Source organism: Coraliomargarita parva, from assembly GCF_027257905.1.
In the GTDB taxonomy this organism is placed as follows: domain Bacteria; phylum Verrucomicrobiota; class Verrucomicrobiia; order Opitutales; family Coraliomargaritaceae; genus Coraliomargarita_A; species Coraliomargarita_A parva.
On sequence record NZ_JAPZEI010000012.1, the window covers coordinates 104,033 to 120,645 of the forward strand.

A 16,613-nucleotide genomic window follows, 5' to 3' on the forward strand; every position below is an offset into this window, starting at 1 on the left:
TTTAAAAGCTAAATGATAACATTCCGCGGGCTCTGAAACCAATGGACAGATGAATCGGCATTTTGCAGGATTGAAACCTGCGGTCCATCATCTAAGTGAAGAATCGCTTGAGCTTGCTCACTGCTGAGACTAGACGCTCCACGTCTTCGAAGTCATTGTAGAATGCGAATGATGCACGTGCCGTAGCGGGGACTCCGAAGCGCTTCAGCAGCGGCATGGCACAATGATGACCGGCACGGACAGCCACCCCGTCTGCATCCAGAAAGGTGCCGATGTCATGTGGGTGTACCTCGTCAATGAGGAATGAAACCACCGATGCTTTCTTCGCGGCGGTGCCGATGATACGAAGGCCGTCAATGGCAGAGAGTTGCTCCGTAGCCGCCTGTAGCAAGGCGCCTTCGTGCGCCAAGGCAGCGGAACGATCAAGCCCCTGCAGGTAGTCAATCGCGGCCGAGAGGCCGATCACACCGGCAATATGAGGCGTGCCCGCTTCGAACTTGCCGGGGATCCCCTTGTAGGTCGTTCCTTCAAAATCAACCTTTTCGATCATATCGCCGCCGCTCTGATATGGCGGCAGGCGCTCCAGCCATTCCCGCTTTCCCCAGAGCACTCCGATCCCGGTGGGACCGAACACCTTATGGCCGGAAAAGACGAAGAAGTCGCAGCCCATCGCAGCCACGTTGATCGGCATGTGGGGGGAGGACTGTGCGCCATCCACCAACACCGGAATGCCGCGTGCGTGCGCCTTCTCAATCACCGCTTCAACCGGATTGATGCTGCCAAGCGCGTTCGAGATGTGCACGATAGATACCAGCTTTGTCCGCTCGCTCAAGAGGTCCTCGTAAGCCTCCATATCAAGCGAACCGTCATCCAGCACCGGAATCACTTTCAGCACCGCTCCGGTGCGTTCGGCTGCGATTTGCCAGGGCACAATGTTGGCGTGGTGCTCCATGTGCGAAATAAGAATTTCATCACCCGCTTGAAGGATCGCATTCGAAAAACCATGCGCCACAAGGTTAATGCCTTCGGTGGTTCCACGCACGAAGATGATTTCGTCCGGATCGGTCGCACCGATAAACGCTGCGGTTTTACCCCGGGTCGCTTCATAGGCGTCGGTCGCTTTTTCACTCAGGTAGTGAATACCCCGGTGAATATTGGAATTTTCCAATGCGTAGTAGCGCTGCACTGCCTCGACAACCGCAAGGGGCTTCTGCCCGGTCGCGGCATTGTCCAGATAGGTCAGAGGCTTGCCGCGTACCTGCGAGGCAAGGATAGGAAAATCCTTCCGGACGGACCGGTAATCAAATGTCTTCGGATCACTCACAGCGCCATAAAGTCTGAATGTGCGGGAGAATCTCAACAGTAATTACTCCTTTTTCACTACAAGGCCGTATTTCGTGAGCGATACCATTGACCTGCACAGTTCCTTTGCCTATCGCTCTGTCATGTTGCGCAACGAGGGGAAAGTCCTGGGATATCTGGTCGCCATGGCAGCCATTCTGACGGCTGCCATACTTGGCGTGAGCTTTTATTTTTCCAGTAGCAGCATCCATGAACTGCTTACTGAGAACTATCAATTGAACCAGGCCATTCGCAACCTGGCCCACGAGGAATCCATCGGCTATGCCTTGGTCCAGGAACAGTCCCGGGACGAATTCGGCCAAGTGGAAACGGTTGTGCGCTTCGTCCAAACGGCAGCCGGCAAGCCGGAGCTGGTGGTGTCCGAGCAGCTCTTCCACATTCCCGGCGATGTGATTCATTTCGATGCCATGATCGTTAAATTCGATGATCAAGTGGTCCGGGAGGGGAAGCAAAGGGCGCTGTATCTTTGGCGCCGGGTCTATGGGGAGCATACGGCTCCGGATAACGGCGAGTCCATCGAAGTGGCAGGCGCGGCACCGGAGCGCTACTACGATGCGATCACGCAAAAACTCAGAAACAAGGACCAGCAGGTCTTCTGGGATGCTATCTGGAGCTTATCCAATAACCCGCTCGCCCTGGACAAGGAGGGTATCACCGCCGTCTACGGCAATGTCAGCTACCTGCAGATGATACCCGGCAAAGTCTATCGATTTAAAATCGGTGCGACCGGGCAAATCTACCCCGAAGTCAGTAACCTGCCCTAGTCCGGGTACGGAGGTGAGACGGGGCGGGAGTTCCCCTGGAAGATCTGACGGTATATGCTGTTTGACGGCTTTCGCATCCTATTGACATCAAATCCCTTATCGCTGACATAGTACGGTCCGTAGCGGTAACTCGCGGCCAGCAGCGGATAGCTGAAATGCCCGTTCTCCTGAAGGTAGTCCTTGCAAAATGCCAGGTAATCGACCGCGACACGAATGTTCGTCTTCCATTCCCATGCCTCCCTGTAGGATTCATCACTTACCTGCTCCCATGCCCCCCGGGTGACTTGCATGATGCCCCGGGCAACCGAACTTCGGGCTTTCGCATTCAAGCTGCTTTCCGCCCATGCAAGCGCATAGACAAACTCCGCATCAATTCCGGACTGCGGTGCGGTTTCCGCAATGTAGGCCCAAACTGTTTCCGGTTCCACAGGCTCGGTACGTGGACGAATGTGGTGCCCCAGTAGGATGGCCAGCAGGGCGATCGCGGAGCTCAACGCCACGGCGATACGAATCATGCGGCGTTCATCTCGTATGTATCGTCGACCCAGGGACACGTGGTGAAACTAGATCAAAGTGATGGGCATGCAACTCGTTCCGTTAATGCGGAAAAACTTCTGTCTCTGTTCTCGACCTGAAGGTCCTAAGCTATAAGCATTAGTCCCTTTAATTATGACGAAAAAATCTGTGGAGTCGCTTAGTTTTGAGCAAGCCTTGGAGAAACTCGAAACCATTATCGAGGAGATGGAAGGTGGGGAAACACCACTGGCTGAGCTAGTTGCAAAATTCGAGGAAGGAAGTCGCCTGCTTAAGGCCTGCCAGTCGAAGCTGAACGAGGCGGAGCTCAAAATCGAGAAGTTGAACCTTGATACTGGTACAACTGAGGCTTTCGAAGACGACCCTTCGGACGCGTAATACCGGAACCACTGAATCGATACATTTAAATGTCCCTCTTGGATACCATTCATGGCCCGGACGATGTGAAGGCCTTGTCGACTGAGCAACTGCCGGCCCTGGCAGCTGAAATACGCGAGCGCATCATTACGACCACCTCCCACAATGGCGGACATGTAGGCCCGAACCTGGGCGTAGTCGAACTCACGATCGGCCTGCATCGCATTTTCAATACACCTGTGGACCGCTTTGTGTTCGACGTCGCGCACCAGGGCTATGTCCACAAACTGCTGACTGGCCGGAATGACGCACGTTTTGACAAGTTGCGGCAAAGCGGCGGATTCAGCGGCTTTCTTACCCGTGCCGAGAGTGAACATGATGCTTTTGGCGCCGGTCACGCCGGCACTGCCCTGTCGGCTGCGTTGGGCATGGCTTCGGCCCGTGACAAGCGAGGCTCGAATGAGCATGTGGTCGCCGTCTGCGGAGATGCGGCATTTACCTGCGGCATCACCATGGAGGCCTTGAATAATGTCACGGCCTCGACCAAACGCCTGATCATCATTCTGAACGATAACAAGTGGTCGATTGCCAAGAACGTGGGCGCCCTCCCCCGTTATTTCAACGAACTGATCACGAATCCGATCTACAACCGTCTCAATGATGATATCGAGTCCCTGCTGCAGAAAGTTCCCGGCGGTGAATCGATCATTCAGTTTGGCTCCAAATGGAAGCGGGAAACCAAGGATTTCTTTGTTTCATCCTCACTTTTTGAAAAGTACGGAATCCGCTATATAGGACCGATCGACGGACATGACCACAAGCAGGTCGAACATTACCTCGAATTCGCCAAAGCGGCCCAGCAACCGGTCCTCCTTCACGTCCTGACCACCAAGGGGAAAGGCTATGAGGTTGCGATCAAGAACCCGGAACGTTTCCATGGGGCAAGCCCCTTTGATCGTGACACCGGTAAGGCGAGTGGTTCCAAGCAGGTTTCAGCCCCGAAGTATCAGGACGTGATGGGCAAGACCCTGGTCGGATTGGCACGCAAGGACCCGAATGTGTTGGGCATCACGGCAGCCATGCCTTCCGGGACCGGAATGAACCTTCTGGCGGACGCATTGCCCGGGCAGTTCTTTGATGTGGGAATCGCCGAGGAGCATGCGGTCCTCTTCGCAGCCGGTCTCGCAACCTCAGGTTTCCATCCGGTCTGCGCGATCTACTCGACCTTCCTGCAGCGCGCCTACGACCAGATTATTCACGATGTGGCCCTTCAGCAATTGCCGGTCCTCTTCTGTATGGACCGTGCCGGCTTGTCTCCGAATGACGGTGCCACCCACCACGGTCTCTTTGATATCAGCTATTTGCGCCCGGTTCCCGGAGTCGTCATCATGGCACCATCCAATGAGGACGAGCTGGCAGACATGATCGCCACCGGCCTCGAATTCAAGGGGCCGGCGTTTATCCGGTATCCGAGGGGAAATGGTACTGGCGTGGCCATGAAGGAGGTCCCACAGGTCATCGAGATCGGTAAATCCGAACGTCTTCAGGAAACCGCAGAGATTGATATTTGGGCGATCGGCTCAATGGTCGCGGAAGCAGAGAAAATCGCTGCGCGACTCAGCGAGCACGGCATCACGGCTGGTGTGGTCAATGCGCGCTTCGCCAAGCCGATCGACCGGAACGCCCTGATCGAGTCCGCCCAAAACACAAAGCTGCTCGTGACCATGGAGGACCATGTGATCACTGGCGGCTTTGGTGCCGGGGTCCTTGAAACGCTGCAAGAAGCCGGCATCACTTGTCCGGTGCAGCGCATCGGATGGCCGGATAAATTCGTCGAGCATGGAAACTCGGTTTCCCAACTGCGTGAGAGTATGGGACTCGATGGCGAACAGATCCTCAAACAGGTGCTTGGCCGCTTTAACCAGATCCGTCTCAGCAACTCCCAGATCTACCACTCAAAGTAGTCGCGGGGCCTGCTAGCGGCTTTCGATGCGCTCGAAATGAGTTGCCAATCCATTAGAGGCATCGACGTCAATGAGGCAGCCACACAACCTGACGTCATTTTCCGCAACTGGGAAACGACGCTTCATTCCGTCCAGAAAAGTGGTGATAACCTCCTTGATGTCCCGCCCGAGAACAGATTCATAGGGGCCGCACATGCCTGCATCGGTCAGATAGGCGGTCCCTCCGGGAAGGACACGTCCATCGGCGGTCGGGACATGCGTGTGCGTGCCGACAACTGCAGCCGCGCGACCGTCCAGATGCCAGCCGAATGCGATTTTTTCGGAAGTCGCCTCCATGTGCGCTTCGACAAACACCGCGTCGCATTGGCTCTTCAGTTCGTCCAACAGACGGTCGGCACACTTAAAGGGACACTCGTCCGCCTTCATCGCCAGATAGTTGCGCCCCAGCACGGTAAATATCCCCAAGCGGAAGCCGTCCTTTTCGATGATGAGATAAGTTCGGCCAGGATTTCGGACCGGTAGGTTGGCCGGACGGCACACATGGACCAGTTGGTCGATTTCGCTTTCGAAGTTCTTTTGGTCCCAAGTGTGATCGCCGAGCGTGATCGCATCCACCCCGCTCTCCTTGAGCTCATTCGCGATTTTGGCGGTAATACCTGCCCCACCGGCGGAGTTCTCGGCGTTGGCAATGACGAGGTCCACCGCATAGGCCTCGCGCAGCGACTGCAGGCGTTCACGAACCAGCGTCCTGCCCGGACGCCCGACTATATCTCCCAGGAATAAGACTCTCGGCATGCACGCTATCCAAACTGCATGAGGCGCTGAAGCAAGCCTGTGCTTCAGCGCCTCACGAACTCACGCTTTCAAAGCGTACTTTCTCGCCAAGCTCAGGCGATGGATCTTGGCATTATGCCGCACATCGACCGGAAACTGCTTCTCAAAAAAGAAGGTATCGATATCCGAAGTCAGTGGATTTTTCGATGCGAGTGCTCCCAGGCTCTGCCGGAAGGCCGTCTCGGCTTCTTTCGTGCGGGGATAGGCTTGCTGCTCCGGTTCGATAACGATCGCCGGGTTCCCCCCACCCAAATCGATCAGGGCCGAGCGATACACATCCGGATGCAGGTTGAAAACCGCTTCACAGCAATCCGTGTAGTAGGTCTTGCCACTTGAAACCACGCGCTCAACAACCCGGCCGCAAAACCAGAGCCGGCCCTGCACATCCAGCCACCCAAGATCTCCCATGCGGTGCCAATACCCGTCGCCGTCCGTCACTTTGGCGCGGGCGTCCGCTTCGGGACGGTGGTCGTACTCTCGGGTTACCGAGGGGCCTTGGACCAGTATCTCGCCGATACAGCCAGTATCCAGCTCTATCGCATCCGAAAGACTCGGAATAGGCCCCTCCACCGGTTGGATAATACGCACGCTCACCCCTGGAAGTGTCCGGCCAACACAGGTTCCCTCGCCCTGCTTGGTCCTGGCTTCGGTTTCCGACAGCACCTCGGAGGCAGAAATGGAGCAGACCGGCAAGGCCTCAGTCGCACCATATGGTGTGTGAATCTCGCCATTGGGAATGATGGGCTGCATCATTTCCATGAGTGCCGGTGGTACCGGTGCCCCGGCCATCAAGATGCGTTTAACGCTCGGGAGCGTAATTTGCTGAGCCACGCAATACCGCGCGATTTTCGTCCATAAGGCCGGTGAGCCAAAACTATTGGTCACTTCGTTTTGACGGATCGCTTGAACGATCTTGGCGGGATCCACGGTCGCCGGACGACTCGGATTCATTTGTGGAACGACCGTGCACATGCCAAGCGCCGGATTGAAGAGCGCAAAAACCGGGAGCATCGGCAAATCCACTTCTCCCGGCTCAATCCCGTACTGGTTGCGAATGGCGTCGACTTGGGCGGCAAACATTCCGTGTGTGTAGCACACCCCCTTCGCGGGACCTGTGGAACCGGATGTGAAAAGCACCGCAGCCAGTTCGCTTGCCTGTGAATCCACGACAGGGAAGTTCCCCTCTCCGAGATGGTCGCGGATATGCGTCCCGAAGCCACGTCCCACAAGGACACGCGCGTTCAAGGCTTGAAAACTGGACCGAAACAGTCGCGAGATCCAGATAGCCAAGGGAATGCCGACCAGCACCTCCGGCTTGGAATGTCGGACACAAGCGAGAAAGGAACGCAGGCCCATCCCAGGATCAATCACGATCGGAACCGCGCCTAATTTAAATAAGGCAAATACGATGCGGATGAGGTCGAGCCCCGGCTTCACCATGAGCAGGACCCGAGTTCCGCGGGTCACACCGCGGAACTCGAGATAGCGGGCGGTTGCACCCGATTCGTTTTCAAGCTCGCTAAAGCTCAGCTCCCGATAGCCGATGGAGCCGTCCGCACCAAGCCGCAGAGGTGCTCGTACGGCCAAGGTATCCGGCTGTTGCCGTGCTTGCTCAGTCAGGAATGCCGCTACATTGATACTCATCTCAAAGCGCTCACATCTCGCTCACATACTGAATCGTTGACAATAAAAAAGCCGCTCCTCTCGAAGCGGCTTTAAAATCAGAACCGGTCGGCCTAGTAATCCTTAAGCGTGATCAAGCCCCAAAGCAGATCCACACGGTCGCCGGAATAGTTGCGACGGGAGTAAAGCTCGTCCGTACTCACCGCAAACGAGGTGGTTGGAACGGCCGAGTAGTCAGCTTGGGAATACTTTACGATACCAAGGACATTGGTTTCCTTGGGACCCATCTGGGCTTGACCGCTATCGCAACCGACGAAGGCAAGTGCAGACGCGGAAATAACAAGTAGTGCGAGTTGTTTGATACGCTTATTCATAAGGGGCTTAATAATTGTAATTTGTGGCCAATACATACGCTTGGCAAGCGGCTTTTTACAAAAGCGCGCTATTCCTCATCCAATACACCATCTGCGATATCGAAATTGGAGTGAACGGCTTTGACGTCGTCCAACTCGTCCAACTTCTCGATCAGATGCAGCACTTTGCGGGCGACCTCCTTATCATCGACCGGCACCGTAATATTCGGCAGGTAGACCAACTCGGAGGACTCCATCTCGATGTTCTTGTCCGAGAGTGCCTGGGAGACTGCATCGTAATCGGAAAGTGCACAGATCACCTCGAAGTGATCCTCTTCATTCTTGATGTCTTCTGCGCCGGCTTCCAGAGCCAGATCCATCAGGCTTTCTTCGTCGATCAACTTTGCGTCGATAATAAATTGCCCCTTGCGTTCAAACTGGAAAGCCACCGCCCCGACACCGGCAAGGTTGCCACCGTGCTTGCCCATGGTGCTGCGCACTTCGGAGGCGGAGCGGTTCTTGTTGTCGGTCGTCACCTCAACGATCAAACCGACCCCGCCGGGCGCATAGCCCTCATAAACGATTTCCTCATAACTCACCCCCGGGAGTTCGCCGGTTCCCTTTTTGATCGCGCGATCAATGTTGTCGGAAGGCATATTCTCCGCCTTGGCTTTGGCGATCACGGTACGCAGTCGCGGATTGAAGCCGGGGTCCCCGCCTCCGTCACGCGCTGCAAGCGTCAAGTCCTTGCTGATGACGCTGAAAATCTTTCCGCGCTTGGCATCCGCTGCCCCCTTCGCGCGCTTGATTGTGGCCCATTTACTGTGTCCTGACATATGAGGTATTTGATTCGATTTTGTTGAAACGAAAAGCGGAAAGTATCGTCCGCACTACTTTTTCGAACGAGTCTTGCCCGCCTTCGCAGCAGGTGCAGCTGCAGGCAGCGGCTCATCCGGACGGCTGTTTGTAATCTTCTGCTGGATGATCGTCAGAATGTTCTGGGTGATCCAGTACACGACCAGACCGGAAGCGAAATTATACAGGAAGATCAGGAAAACGAAAGGCATTAGCTTGAAGATCTTCTGCTGGGCGGCATCGGCAGTTGGTGACACCGGCATCATCTGCATCTGCAAGAACATGGTCACCCCCATGATCAAAGGCAGCGGATTGATCGGAAGTCCGGCAATCTCAAAGACCGTATGCGCCTGAGACAAGTCGGGCACCCATAGGAAGGGTTCGTGGCGCAACTCGGAGGCACTGCGCAGCATGTAAAAGAGACCGAGGAAGATCGGCATTTGGATAAACATGGGGAGGCAGCCTGCGACCGGATTGACCCGATGCTCCCGGAAGAGCTTCATCGTCTCCTGCTGGATCTTCTGCGGATTGTCCTTGTACTTCTCCTTAAGGGCGGCCATCGGCTCTTGGATCTTGGCCATGCGCTTCTGTGACTTGCTGGCTTTGGCCGTCAGGGGCCAGAACAGTAGCTTGACCAGTACGGTCATGATGATGATGGACCAACCCCAGCTCGGCACCACGGCATGGATGGCGTACATCAAGGATAGCAGCAGCTTGCTGAAGATACCGAAGAACTTCCCGAACTGCATGACCAGGTCTTGCTCGTTCCCCAGGGCTTGCAGGCGTTTGAACTCCTTGGGACCAATAAACAATTCGTAATCCAGGCCGCGGCTGCTGCCACCGGGGACCAATCCCACCTCGTAGGCCACATTGGCGGTGATGCCCGGATACGCGTCGGGGTGCTCGGCACTGTCCGGATAAACCAGATGGATAACCACCTCGTCTGCATAGAGATCCGAGGAAAGCACGCTGGCAAAAAACTGATTTTTAACCGAGGTCCATTCGTAGTTCCCGGTCTCGATGATTTCATCTTGCGGCCCACGGGCGCCCATGCCCAGGAACCCCTTGCTACCGGTCAACTTGTTGATCGCTACGAATTCGGCATCTTCACCGTCGTAGTGGCCGACATTCAGGAAATTCGGCAATTGCTTGGCGGAAATCGGCTGAGCGGTTCCCAGATTGAAATAGACCGATTTAAGCGGAATATCACTATCGGACTCATTCACAAATACAGTGCTGTGCTTGATCACATAAGGGTCATGCTCGGCTTCCTCTGTCGCGAGCCGGTAGCTGCGGCGGATCAACAAGCCGTCGCGAATCTTGCCTTCAAAGGTGACCGAATGTGAATCTTGCGCGACCACATGGTAGTCCCCGGCCAGACGGACCATTTTGCCGTCGGCCCGCTTCACGCTCAGCCCCAGCGCCGGGAGTTCGGTGCCTTGGTTGAAGATATAATCGTCGCGCCCGCCTCGATTGGTCTGCAAGAACGCAACATCTTTAATCGCGCCGCCGCGTGTCGTAAATTCGACCTCAATATACGCATTGGCCAGCTTCAGGGTCTGTTCCGGTGTCAGGTCGGCGGGTTCCGGCCTCTCGTCTTGAAGCTCCCCGACGAGTAGGTCTTCGGCAGCCTCGGCCGAATCACTGGACGCTACGGCCGGAGCGGATGTCCCGGTCTCGGACGATACATCCGCTTCTATCGTGGGTGATTCCAACGACTCCGAGGCAGGTGCAGGCGTCGTTTCCTGCATGTTTTTCGCTTGCCAGAACATGACGCCCAAGCCGGCGCAGATACAGGCAATACCCAGAATGAGATTCTTCTTATCCATCTATATGTGTAAAGGAAGGGTGTTGAGATGGCTTTTTTGTCGAACTTTTCAAGTCCGGAACTGGATCATATCCGCCGGGATGCCAGGGGTGGCAGCGAAGAATGCGGCGACAAGCCAGAAAGAGGCCATAAAAAAAACCATGCCGTGCAAAGGCCTCACGGGCATAGCAGGAACAAGTAGGCTGAAAGCGGCACCCGCAGGAAGGTCCGAAGAGGAAATACTTCAGGGGAGACAGCAGGTATTGATACAGGCGAACGCATGCTATGGCCAGAGCGGCGATCCATGTTGTCCTTTTCGGCTTCATGGGTTGTCACTTCCTTCCGATTTGCGAACTTTTCCGCAGGCCCGGACAAAGCGATTTTCCAAATCCTCAAACGGATGCCGGTCGAAATGGCTGCGCAGAACAATTACCAACTCACTGCCTTCCGGCAACAAGGCGCGATGCCGTCGGAATATTTCCCGAAACAGGCGTTTCCCGCGGTTGCGTTTGACTGCATTCCCCACCCGGCGACTGGCAATCACCCCCATCCGGGGCTCTGTCCGCACCGGTTCGGGGGAGTTGAGGCACTGAAAAATAAAAGGTCCGCAGTGGACACGTTGCCCATGACTGCGGACCTTCAGGAAATCAGACTGCCGGCGCAGGCGCAGATGTCTTGCGACGCCCATGACCGGATCAGCGTTGCGCTTCGCGCTTAGGCAGCGAGACGATAGCGGCCCTTGGCGCGGCGTGCGGCCAGCACCTTGCGGCCACCGACGGTTGCTTTACGTGCGCGGTAACCGAACTTGCGGGCGCGCTTTAATTTGGAAGGTCTGTAGGTTGGTTTCATTTGCGTTCCTCTCTAAATGTCAGAAAAGCGGTAGAGAAAAAGCTTCGGGGCGACCGCTGTCAAGGCAGCAGAGAGTCATTTTTTCGACTTAAAATGAGGGAATACGCCCATATTCTGAGAAAAAAATATGAAATAAAGATCGCTGAGCCACAAGAACTTGCAAAAGACACTTGGCGTGTGTGACGTATTGACTCCTCGAATTCACCGATCTATCTACCACGAATGGCTACTCTTAATTCATCCGCCGCCAGCCCGAATGCTTCGAAAACGCGTAGTTTCCTGGAGTCGCAGAAGCTTGCCAAGAGGAAGGCTTACGAGAAACAGGCAAAGCGTAAAAAGATCAAACTGGATGCGTTGACCGTCTTTACCCAGCAGCTCGCCGCCATGCTGGAAGCGGGTTTGCCGCTCGTCGGGGCGCTGGAGGCGCTCGAGGAACAAAACGAGAACCCGGTCTTCCAGATCATCATTCGGAATGTCCGCAGTGAAGTCTCCGCTGGACGGTCCTTTTCCGATGCCTGCTCCGACTACCCAAACGCCTTTCCAAATCTGTTTGTCTCCATGGTCGAAGCAGGTGAAGCCAGTGGTAGCTTGGCCGAAATTCTGGACAAGACCTCCATTTACTTCGAAGAAACCGTCAAACTGATCAAAAAGGTCAAGGGTGCCTTGGTCTACCCGATTGCGGTGATCGCCCTCGCAGTCATCCTTGTGAATGTCCTGCTCATTTTCGTCATTCCGGTGTTTGCCGATATGTTTAACGAGTTTGGCGCACAATTGCCCAAACCGACCCAGATTCTGATCAGCACCAGTGACTTCCTTAAATCCTATATTCTCTTCATTATTGTAGGTTTTGTCCTCTTCGTCTGGTTGTTGCGGCGCTTTTTCCGAACCCCCAAAGGCCGCGCCATCAAGGATTCCATGGTGTTGAAGATACCGGTCATTGGAGAATTGGCCCGTAAAGTGAATTTGTCCCGTTTTTGCCGTACTTACGCGATCCTCATGCGATCCGGGGTTCCCATCCTTCGGACCCTCGAGATTGTCTCGGCGGCTTCCAACAATATCTACGTCGAGGCCGCCTGTAAGGAAATTTCCAAGCACATCAGCCAGGGCGGGCAAGTTTCTGAAGTCGTCGCTTCAGACCCTTACTTCCCGCCTATGGTGAAGCACATGACCCGTGCCGGTGAGCAAACCGGTAATGTCGACGGAATGATGGTCAAAGTGTCCGACTTCTACGATGCGGAAGTGGAAACGCTGGTGAGCGCCCTCACCTCCCTGATGGAACCCCTGTTGATCTGCTTCCTCGGGGTTGTCATTGGTGGGATTGTGATGGCCATGTTCCTCCCCATCTTCCAACTCTCCAGCGTCGTTCAGTAAGGAACTTACGCCTTATGGTGAAATAGTCCGAAAAGACTATTTCTTATGCTGGCTATTTGGTGAAAGCTGTATCATAGATGTACCTGTATTAATTATTAATACGTTTAGGGTAAAAGTGGCTGAGTATTGTGAGTAGTTTTTGATGATTTTTTCTACCACCGTGCTCAGCCACATTGCTTTAACCACCCCAGCACGCCGTGGACCTTATCATTACACTCCTACTGGTACTTCTCGGGCTCAGCGTGGCAGCAGTCGGCTATTACAGGTTCCGCTGAAGAAGCTACAAGGGCACTCAACTCCCGGGGCCGGCGTGTCGGGCGGATTGATGCTGGCGTCGCACAATCACATGCGCCTCTTCAGGCACCCATTGCTCCCATCCCGGCTCTCCGGTTTCGATATCACTTAAGATCTTCCGCCCGGTCTTGGCCAAGAGCGAAAGATCGCCAACACCAACCGAACGGACGCGCTTGTTATGCAGCAAGTGCTGGTAGAAGAACTGCCAGTTTTCCGGAGCTTTAAAGTTATCAGCGGTCACCAGTTCCTTGCTGCGCGTATTGTGCCAGGGGTAGACGTAGAGCTGGACCCGGTTCTTGAAAAGCCGGCCAAAAGACTCCAGGATGCCGCCGGGAAGATTCGCCGACCACTTTTCCTTAAAGAGCTCGTTGAGAAGGCCGATGCTCAAAATGATGGCAATCGGCTCTGCCGTATAACGACTCAGGTAGGTCGCAATGCGATGAAATTCGGCACTACTGGAGATCAGTACGGTCTTCCCCAAAGCCTGCAGCGCATCGGCCCGGTCGATGAAATCACCATGATCCACTTCGCCGTCCCGCAACAAGTTATTCATGCTGATCTCGCAGAGTTCGATCGTACGTGATTGCTGCTCCGTCTCCATCGTATTGAAGAAGACATCCTTTGACTGGTTCAGCATATCCAGGTGCAATTTCAGCACGGGGTCAAAACTACCACGCAGAAGAAGCAGCGGGCGCTTGTAGAGCGCATCCGCCGCCTGAACCACTTCGCCGTCCTTGTTAAACATGGCGGCATCGGTCAAACCGCTTTGCACGAGTTGCAGCGCGCACAAGCGGTTGTCGACATAACGGAAGCCCTCGCCGTCAAAACGCAGCATATCCACTTCAACTCGTCCACTTGAGACACTGTCGGTCAATGATTCGACAAAGTCACGTAAGCTGTCGCGATGCTTGAAAGCCGCATAGATCAGGTTAACACCAACGCGCCCCAGAGCGTCCATCTGCTCCGAATTGGTTTCATCCAAAAGGCGAAGGTGCAGGACGATTTCGCAAGGTTCCTGGCCGGGGCGAAGTTGGAAACGAACCCCCAACCAGCCGTGGCATTCGCCGGTGTCCTTGTATCCACGGGCGCGGACCGTGTTGCAGAATGAAAAAAAGGTCGTATCGCTCCCGCGCTTGGGCGATAGGCGCTTATCGAGCAAATCATATTCGTAGGCCAACATGGAGTGCAGGCGCTCCTGCGAGACATAGCGTTTCGCTTTGCCATAGAGCGCATCGCTCATCGTCATGTCATAAGCTGAAATCGTCTTCGCTACGGTCCCGGCGCTGGCGGATACGCGAAAAAACCAGTTGGCTGTTTCCTGCCCTGCTCCGATCTCGGCAAAAACACCGTAGGTCAATGGGTCCAGGTTGATGGCCAGCGCCTTTTCGTAAGTGCTCAGTAGTTTTCGCTCCCCCATACCGATATAGGAATGACGTGCATGCCGGCTTGCAACTTCATATCCCCTTTCAAAGGAGCTTTGTCTGCAAGACGCGTTCTCCTACTCCAGACCGAGCTTCTTGCGCCCCTCGTCTGAAATCATATGCGGTGTCCAGGGCGGATCCCACACGATGTCGACCTGTGCCTCACTCACGCCGGAAAGGGCTTCAATTCGTTGTTTCGCGTCATTCGCGATGACCGGCCCCATGCCGCAGCCCTGCGCAGTCAGCGTCATTTTCACGCGCACCGCATGTTTGCCGTCCGCATCAGGCTCCAGGAGCTGTAAGTCGTAGATCAGCCCCAGGTCGACGATATTCACCGGAATCTCCGGGTCATAGCATTGTTTCATCGCATCCCAGACCTGTGTTTCGTTGAAGGGACCGGCCTCCTGCTCTGCGGGCTGACTGGCTTCGCCCGCCAATTGAGCTTGAGCGGCCGCCCCCAGCGCATCGAGATCCTTGCTGGCAATACGAAACAGTCCGGAATCCGTACGAATGGTAACCGTGCCCCCCAAGGCCTGGGAAATCACGGCACGTGTGCCGGCCGGTAACACCTGTTCTTCACCGGCGGGGATAATGGTGGCCGGCGTGTCGCGGCCTAACGTAAATTCTTCATTAAAACTCATAAGTCTTTGTTGGGATAAAACCTTTAATGTGCTGATTTATCTCCCCCTACCCGCTAGAAACTGGGCCCTGACGGGAAACAGGGAAATATTTATATTGGCTTTTCGAGACAAAAAACTGAATTTATACAAGAATACCAGATTTAACCGCCCCGCATGTCACTATGAATATTTTCAGGATCGTTGGTCCTTCGATAATTCTCGCTCTGCTGTTTCAGGCCCCCCTTGCTGCAGCTAAGAAGTCTGCTGCCGAAACGGTCGATTTTAGCATCTTGGAGCAGCGCGCTGCTTTTAACGCCTACTTAACCATGTCCGAACGTGGTGAAGTCTTGAAATACGAGCGCATACTCGAACAGGCAGCGTCCGATATCAGGGCGGGGCGCCACTTGTCCGAGCGCCAGCCTTCGAAACTCGATCCCCATGAAAATATGGCCGCCATACGGGCGCGTGGTAAAGAAATGATCGAGGCAGCCGAGGCCGTCCAATTGGAAGCCCAGACCAGTTTGGTAGCGATTTACGAAACAGCCAAAGTACGTGCATCCGAAGCGGCCATCGCCGCATCCCGGAAGTATAATATCGAGCTACCGGTTCCGGTGGACTATGATGAGGCCTTTGCCGCTTCGGCTGGCAAGGTACTTCAATCCTGCTGGGATGCTGATTACGAGGACATCCTCTTTGATCAGGTCTTCATACAGGTGAACGGCGCCCATGTTGCGGCCAGTTCGGCCCAGCGCAATGCCGCCTATGACAAGTTGATCGAACTGGACGGCACACGCTTCAGTGTTTCGGTCCCGCAGGACATCGAACTGGTCCAAAAGGACGGTGGCGCAGGCTACGCCTTCAAATACGCCGACCAAGCGGAGAACTCGAAGCACACGGCTTTGCTCGTGATCGAAATCATCGTCCCCGAGTTGGGCTCCGACCAGGGTCTGATGCGGATGGGTGCGATGGATCTGGAGACATTCGAACTCGTGGCCAACCAGGTGTTGCCGGTCAATGCGGTCCAGGACCTGTATGAGGGCCTGCAGTCGACCGCCTCGACCGGGGCGGAAATGGTCGAATCGGCGGAAACGCCAAGCGCGGAAAAAGTCGCGGAAGCCCCGTCGTCCGAAAGTGCTCCGGAAACGGAAGTCCCGGTCGAGGCAACAGGGAGCGCGATCGCTGAGTCCGGTCGCACGCATTTCATGCCAAGCAGTCTGCTCGTATCGGACCCGCAACATACGATCGATCGCCTGGCGGCACTCCCCACTCCGTATGTCTTTCAGGTTGAAGCGGGAGCCATCACCGATGCCGGTCGTGCGGCCCGCATCGCCTGCCTGTTGGAATCGACTCTGTTTGATAATTCCAAGCTCAAGCTTTCAGCGGGCTCCTTCGTGCTCTCATCCTACAAAGGCGATCTCGAGAATCTACCCAAGGTCCTGAGCGATGCTATTCTGATGCTTGAAGAAGACGGAAACGCTCCCCTAGAAAGCTACAAATTTTCCGCCATTTCTAAAGCGAGCCAACGTACCATCGAAATCGGTACGGCAGCCCTTGAATTCCCCGGTGAAAATGTCGCCGAAACACAGACCACGGAGATCAAATAAT

At 55.1% G+C, this 16,613-nt stretch carries 17 protein-coding genes; 5 read left to right on the plus strand and 12 right to left on the minus strand.

Features of this window, described 5'->3' with window-relative positions; genetic code table 11:
* Positions 1–91: 91 nt before the first annotated feature.
* Positions 92–1,324 carry an aminotransferase class V-fold PLP-dependent enzyme gene (locus O2597_RS16325; protein WP_269526546.1) on the minus strand — a complete coding sequence of 411 codons (1,233 nt, stop codon included), beginning with the start codon at positions 1,322–1,324 and terminating at the stop codon, positions 92–94.
* Positions 1,325–1,397: 73 nt separating this feature from the next.
* Here O2597_RS16325 and O2597_RS16330 point away from each other — a divergent pair, with 73 nt between their 5' ends.
* The gene (locus O2597_RS16330) at positions 1,398–2,126 is read left to right on the plus strand and encodes a hypothetical protein (RefSeq protein ID WP_269526547.1); all 729 of its coding nucleotides are present in this window, start codon (positions 1,398–1,400) and stop codon (positions 2,124–2,126) included.
* Here O2597_RS16330 and O2597_RS16335 read toward each other — a convergent pair.
* Positions 2,123–2,641, minus strand: coding sequence for a lytic transglycosylase domain-containing protein (locus O2597_RS16335; protein ID WP_269526548.1), 519 nt, complete (start codon positions 2,639–2,641; stop codon positions 2,123–2,125). The genes O2597_RS16330 and O2597_RS16335 overlap by 4 nt on opposite strands.
* 154 nt (positions 2,642–2,795) lie before the next feature.
* Here O2597_RS16335 and xseB point away from each other — a divergent pair, with 154 nt between their 5' ends.
* Positions 2,796–3,038 (plus strand): exodeoxyribonuclease VII small subunit, encoded by a 243-nt coding sequence (xseB, locus tag O2597_RS16340; RefSeq protein ID WP_269526549.1) that lies wholly within the window; start codon positions 2,796–2,798, stop codon positions 3,036–3,038.
* A gap of 29 nt (positions 3,039–3,067) precedes the next feature.
* Positions 3,068–4,981, plus strand: a complete 1,914-nt coding sequence (gene dxs / locus O2597_RS16345) for a 1-deoxy-D-xylulose-5-phosphate synthase (RefSeq protein ID WP_269526550.1) — start codon at positions 3,068–3,070, stop codon at positions 4,979–4,981.
* 12 nt (positions 4,982–4,993) lie between these two features.
* Here dxs and O2597_RS16350 read toward each other — a convergent pair whose 3' ends face one another.
* From O2597_RS16350 to rpmH, 8 genes are all read right to left on the minus strand, one after another.
* On the minus strand, positions 4,994–5,776 hold the full coding sequence (locus tag O2597_RS16350) for a TIGR00282 family metallophosphoesterase (protein ID WP_269526551.1): 783 nt from the start codon (positions 5,774–5,776) through the stop codon (positions 4,994–4,996).
* A gap of 60 nt (positions 5,777–5,836) precedes the next feature.
* The gene (locus O2597_RS16355) at positions 5,837–7,459 is read right to left on the minus strand and encodes a fatty acid CoA ligase family protein (protein ID WP_269526553.1); all 1,623 of its coding nucleotides are present in this window, start codon (positions 7,457–7,459) and stop codon (positions 5,837–5,839) included.
* A gap of 92 nt (positions 7,460–7,551) precedes the next feature.
* Positions 7,552–7,812 (minus strand): hypothetical protein, encoded by a 261-nt coding sequence (locus tag O2597_RS16360; protein WP_269526554.1) that lies wholly within the window; start codon positions 7,810–7,812, stop codon positions 7,552–7,554.
* A 68-nt stretch (positions 7,813–7,880) separates the two neighbouring features.
* Complete coding sequence (locus O2597_RS16365) at positions 7,881–8,627, minus strand: YebC/PmpR family DNA-binding transcriptional regulator (RefSeq protein ID WP_269526555.1); 747 nt, start codon at positions 8,625–8,627, stop codon at positions 7,881–7,883.
* A 54-nt stretch (positions 8,628–8,681) separates the two neighbouring features.
* Complete coding sequence (yidC, locus tag O2597_RS16370) at positions 8,682–10,475, minus strand: membrane protein insertase YidC (RefSeq protein WP_269526556.1); 1,794 nt, start codon at positions 10,473–10,475, stop codon at positions 8,682–8,684.
* Positions 10,468–10,779, minus strand: coding sequence for a membrane protein insertion efficiency factor YidD (yidD, locus tag O2597_RS16375; protein WP_269526557.1), 312 nt, complete (start codon positions 10,777–10,779; stop codon positions 10,468–10,470). Before yidD ends, yidC begins: the two co-directional genes overlap by 8 nt.
* Positions 10,776–11,141 carry a ribonuclease P protein component gene (rnpA, locus tag O2597_RS16380; protein WP_269526558.1) on the minus strand — a complete coding sequence of 122 codons (366 nt, stop codon included), beginning with the start codon at positions 11,139–11,141 and terminating at the stop codon, positions 10,776–10,778. The genes yidD and rnpA overlap by 4 nt, the downstream gene beginning before the upstream one ends.
* 26 nt (positions 11,142–11,167) lie before the next feature.
* Positions 11,168–11,302: a 50S ribosomal protein L34 gene (gene rpmH, locus O2597_RS16385; protein WP_269526560.1), complete on the minus strand. Its 135-nt coding sequence runs from the start codon at positions 11,300–11,302 to the stop codon at positions 11,168–11,170.
* 222 nt (positions 11,303–11,524) lie between these two features.
* On the opposite strand from rpmH, the gene O2597_RS16390 reads away from it, so the two are divergent.
* Positions 11,525–12,673 carry a type II secretion system F family protein gene (locus tag O2597_RS16390; RefSeq protein ID WP_269526561.1) on the plus strand — a complete coding sequence of 383 codons (1,149 nt, stop codon included), beginning with the start codon at positions 11,525–11,527 and terminating at the stop codon, positions 12,671–12,673.
* A 292-nt stretch (positions 12,674–12,965) separates the two neighbouring features.
* Here the strand turns inward: O2597_RS16390 and O2597_RS16395 are convergent, their stop codons facing one another.
* Together O2597_RS16395 and O2597_RS16400 are read right to left on the minus strand one after the other, a co-directional pair.
* Positions 12,966–14,384 carry a TonB-dependent receptor gene (locus tag O2597_RS16395; RefSeq protein ID WP_269526563.1) on the minus strand — a complete coding sequence of 473 codons (1,419 nt, stop codon included), beginning with the start codon at positions 14,382–14,384 and terminating at the stop codon, positions 12,966–12,968.
* An 81-nt stretch (positions 14,385–14,465) separates the two neighbouring features.
* Positions 14,466–15,029, minus strand: a complete 564-nt coding sequence (locus O2597_RS16400; RefSeq protein WP_269526564.1) for an iron-sulfur cluster assembly protein — start codon at positions 15,027–15,029, stop codon at positions 14,466–14,468.
* A gap of 305 nt (positions 15,030–15,334) precedes the next feature.
* On the opposite strand from O2597_RS16400, the gene O2597_RS16405 reads away from it, so the two are divergent.
* Positions 15,335–16,612, plus strand: coding sequence for a hypothetical protein (locus O2597_RS16405; RefSeq protein ID WP_269526565.1), 1,278 nt, complete (start codon positions 15,335–15,337; stop codon positions 16,610–16,612).
* Position 16,613: the final 1 nt, after the last annotated feature.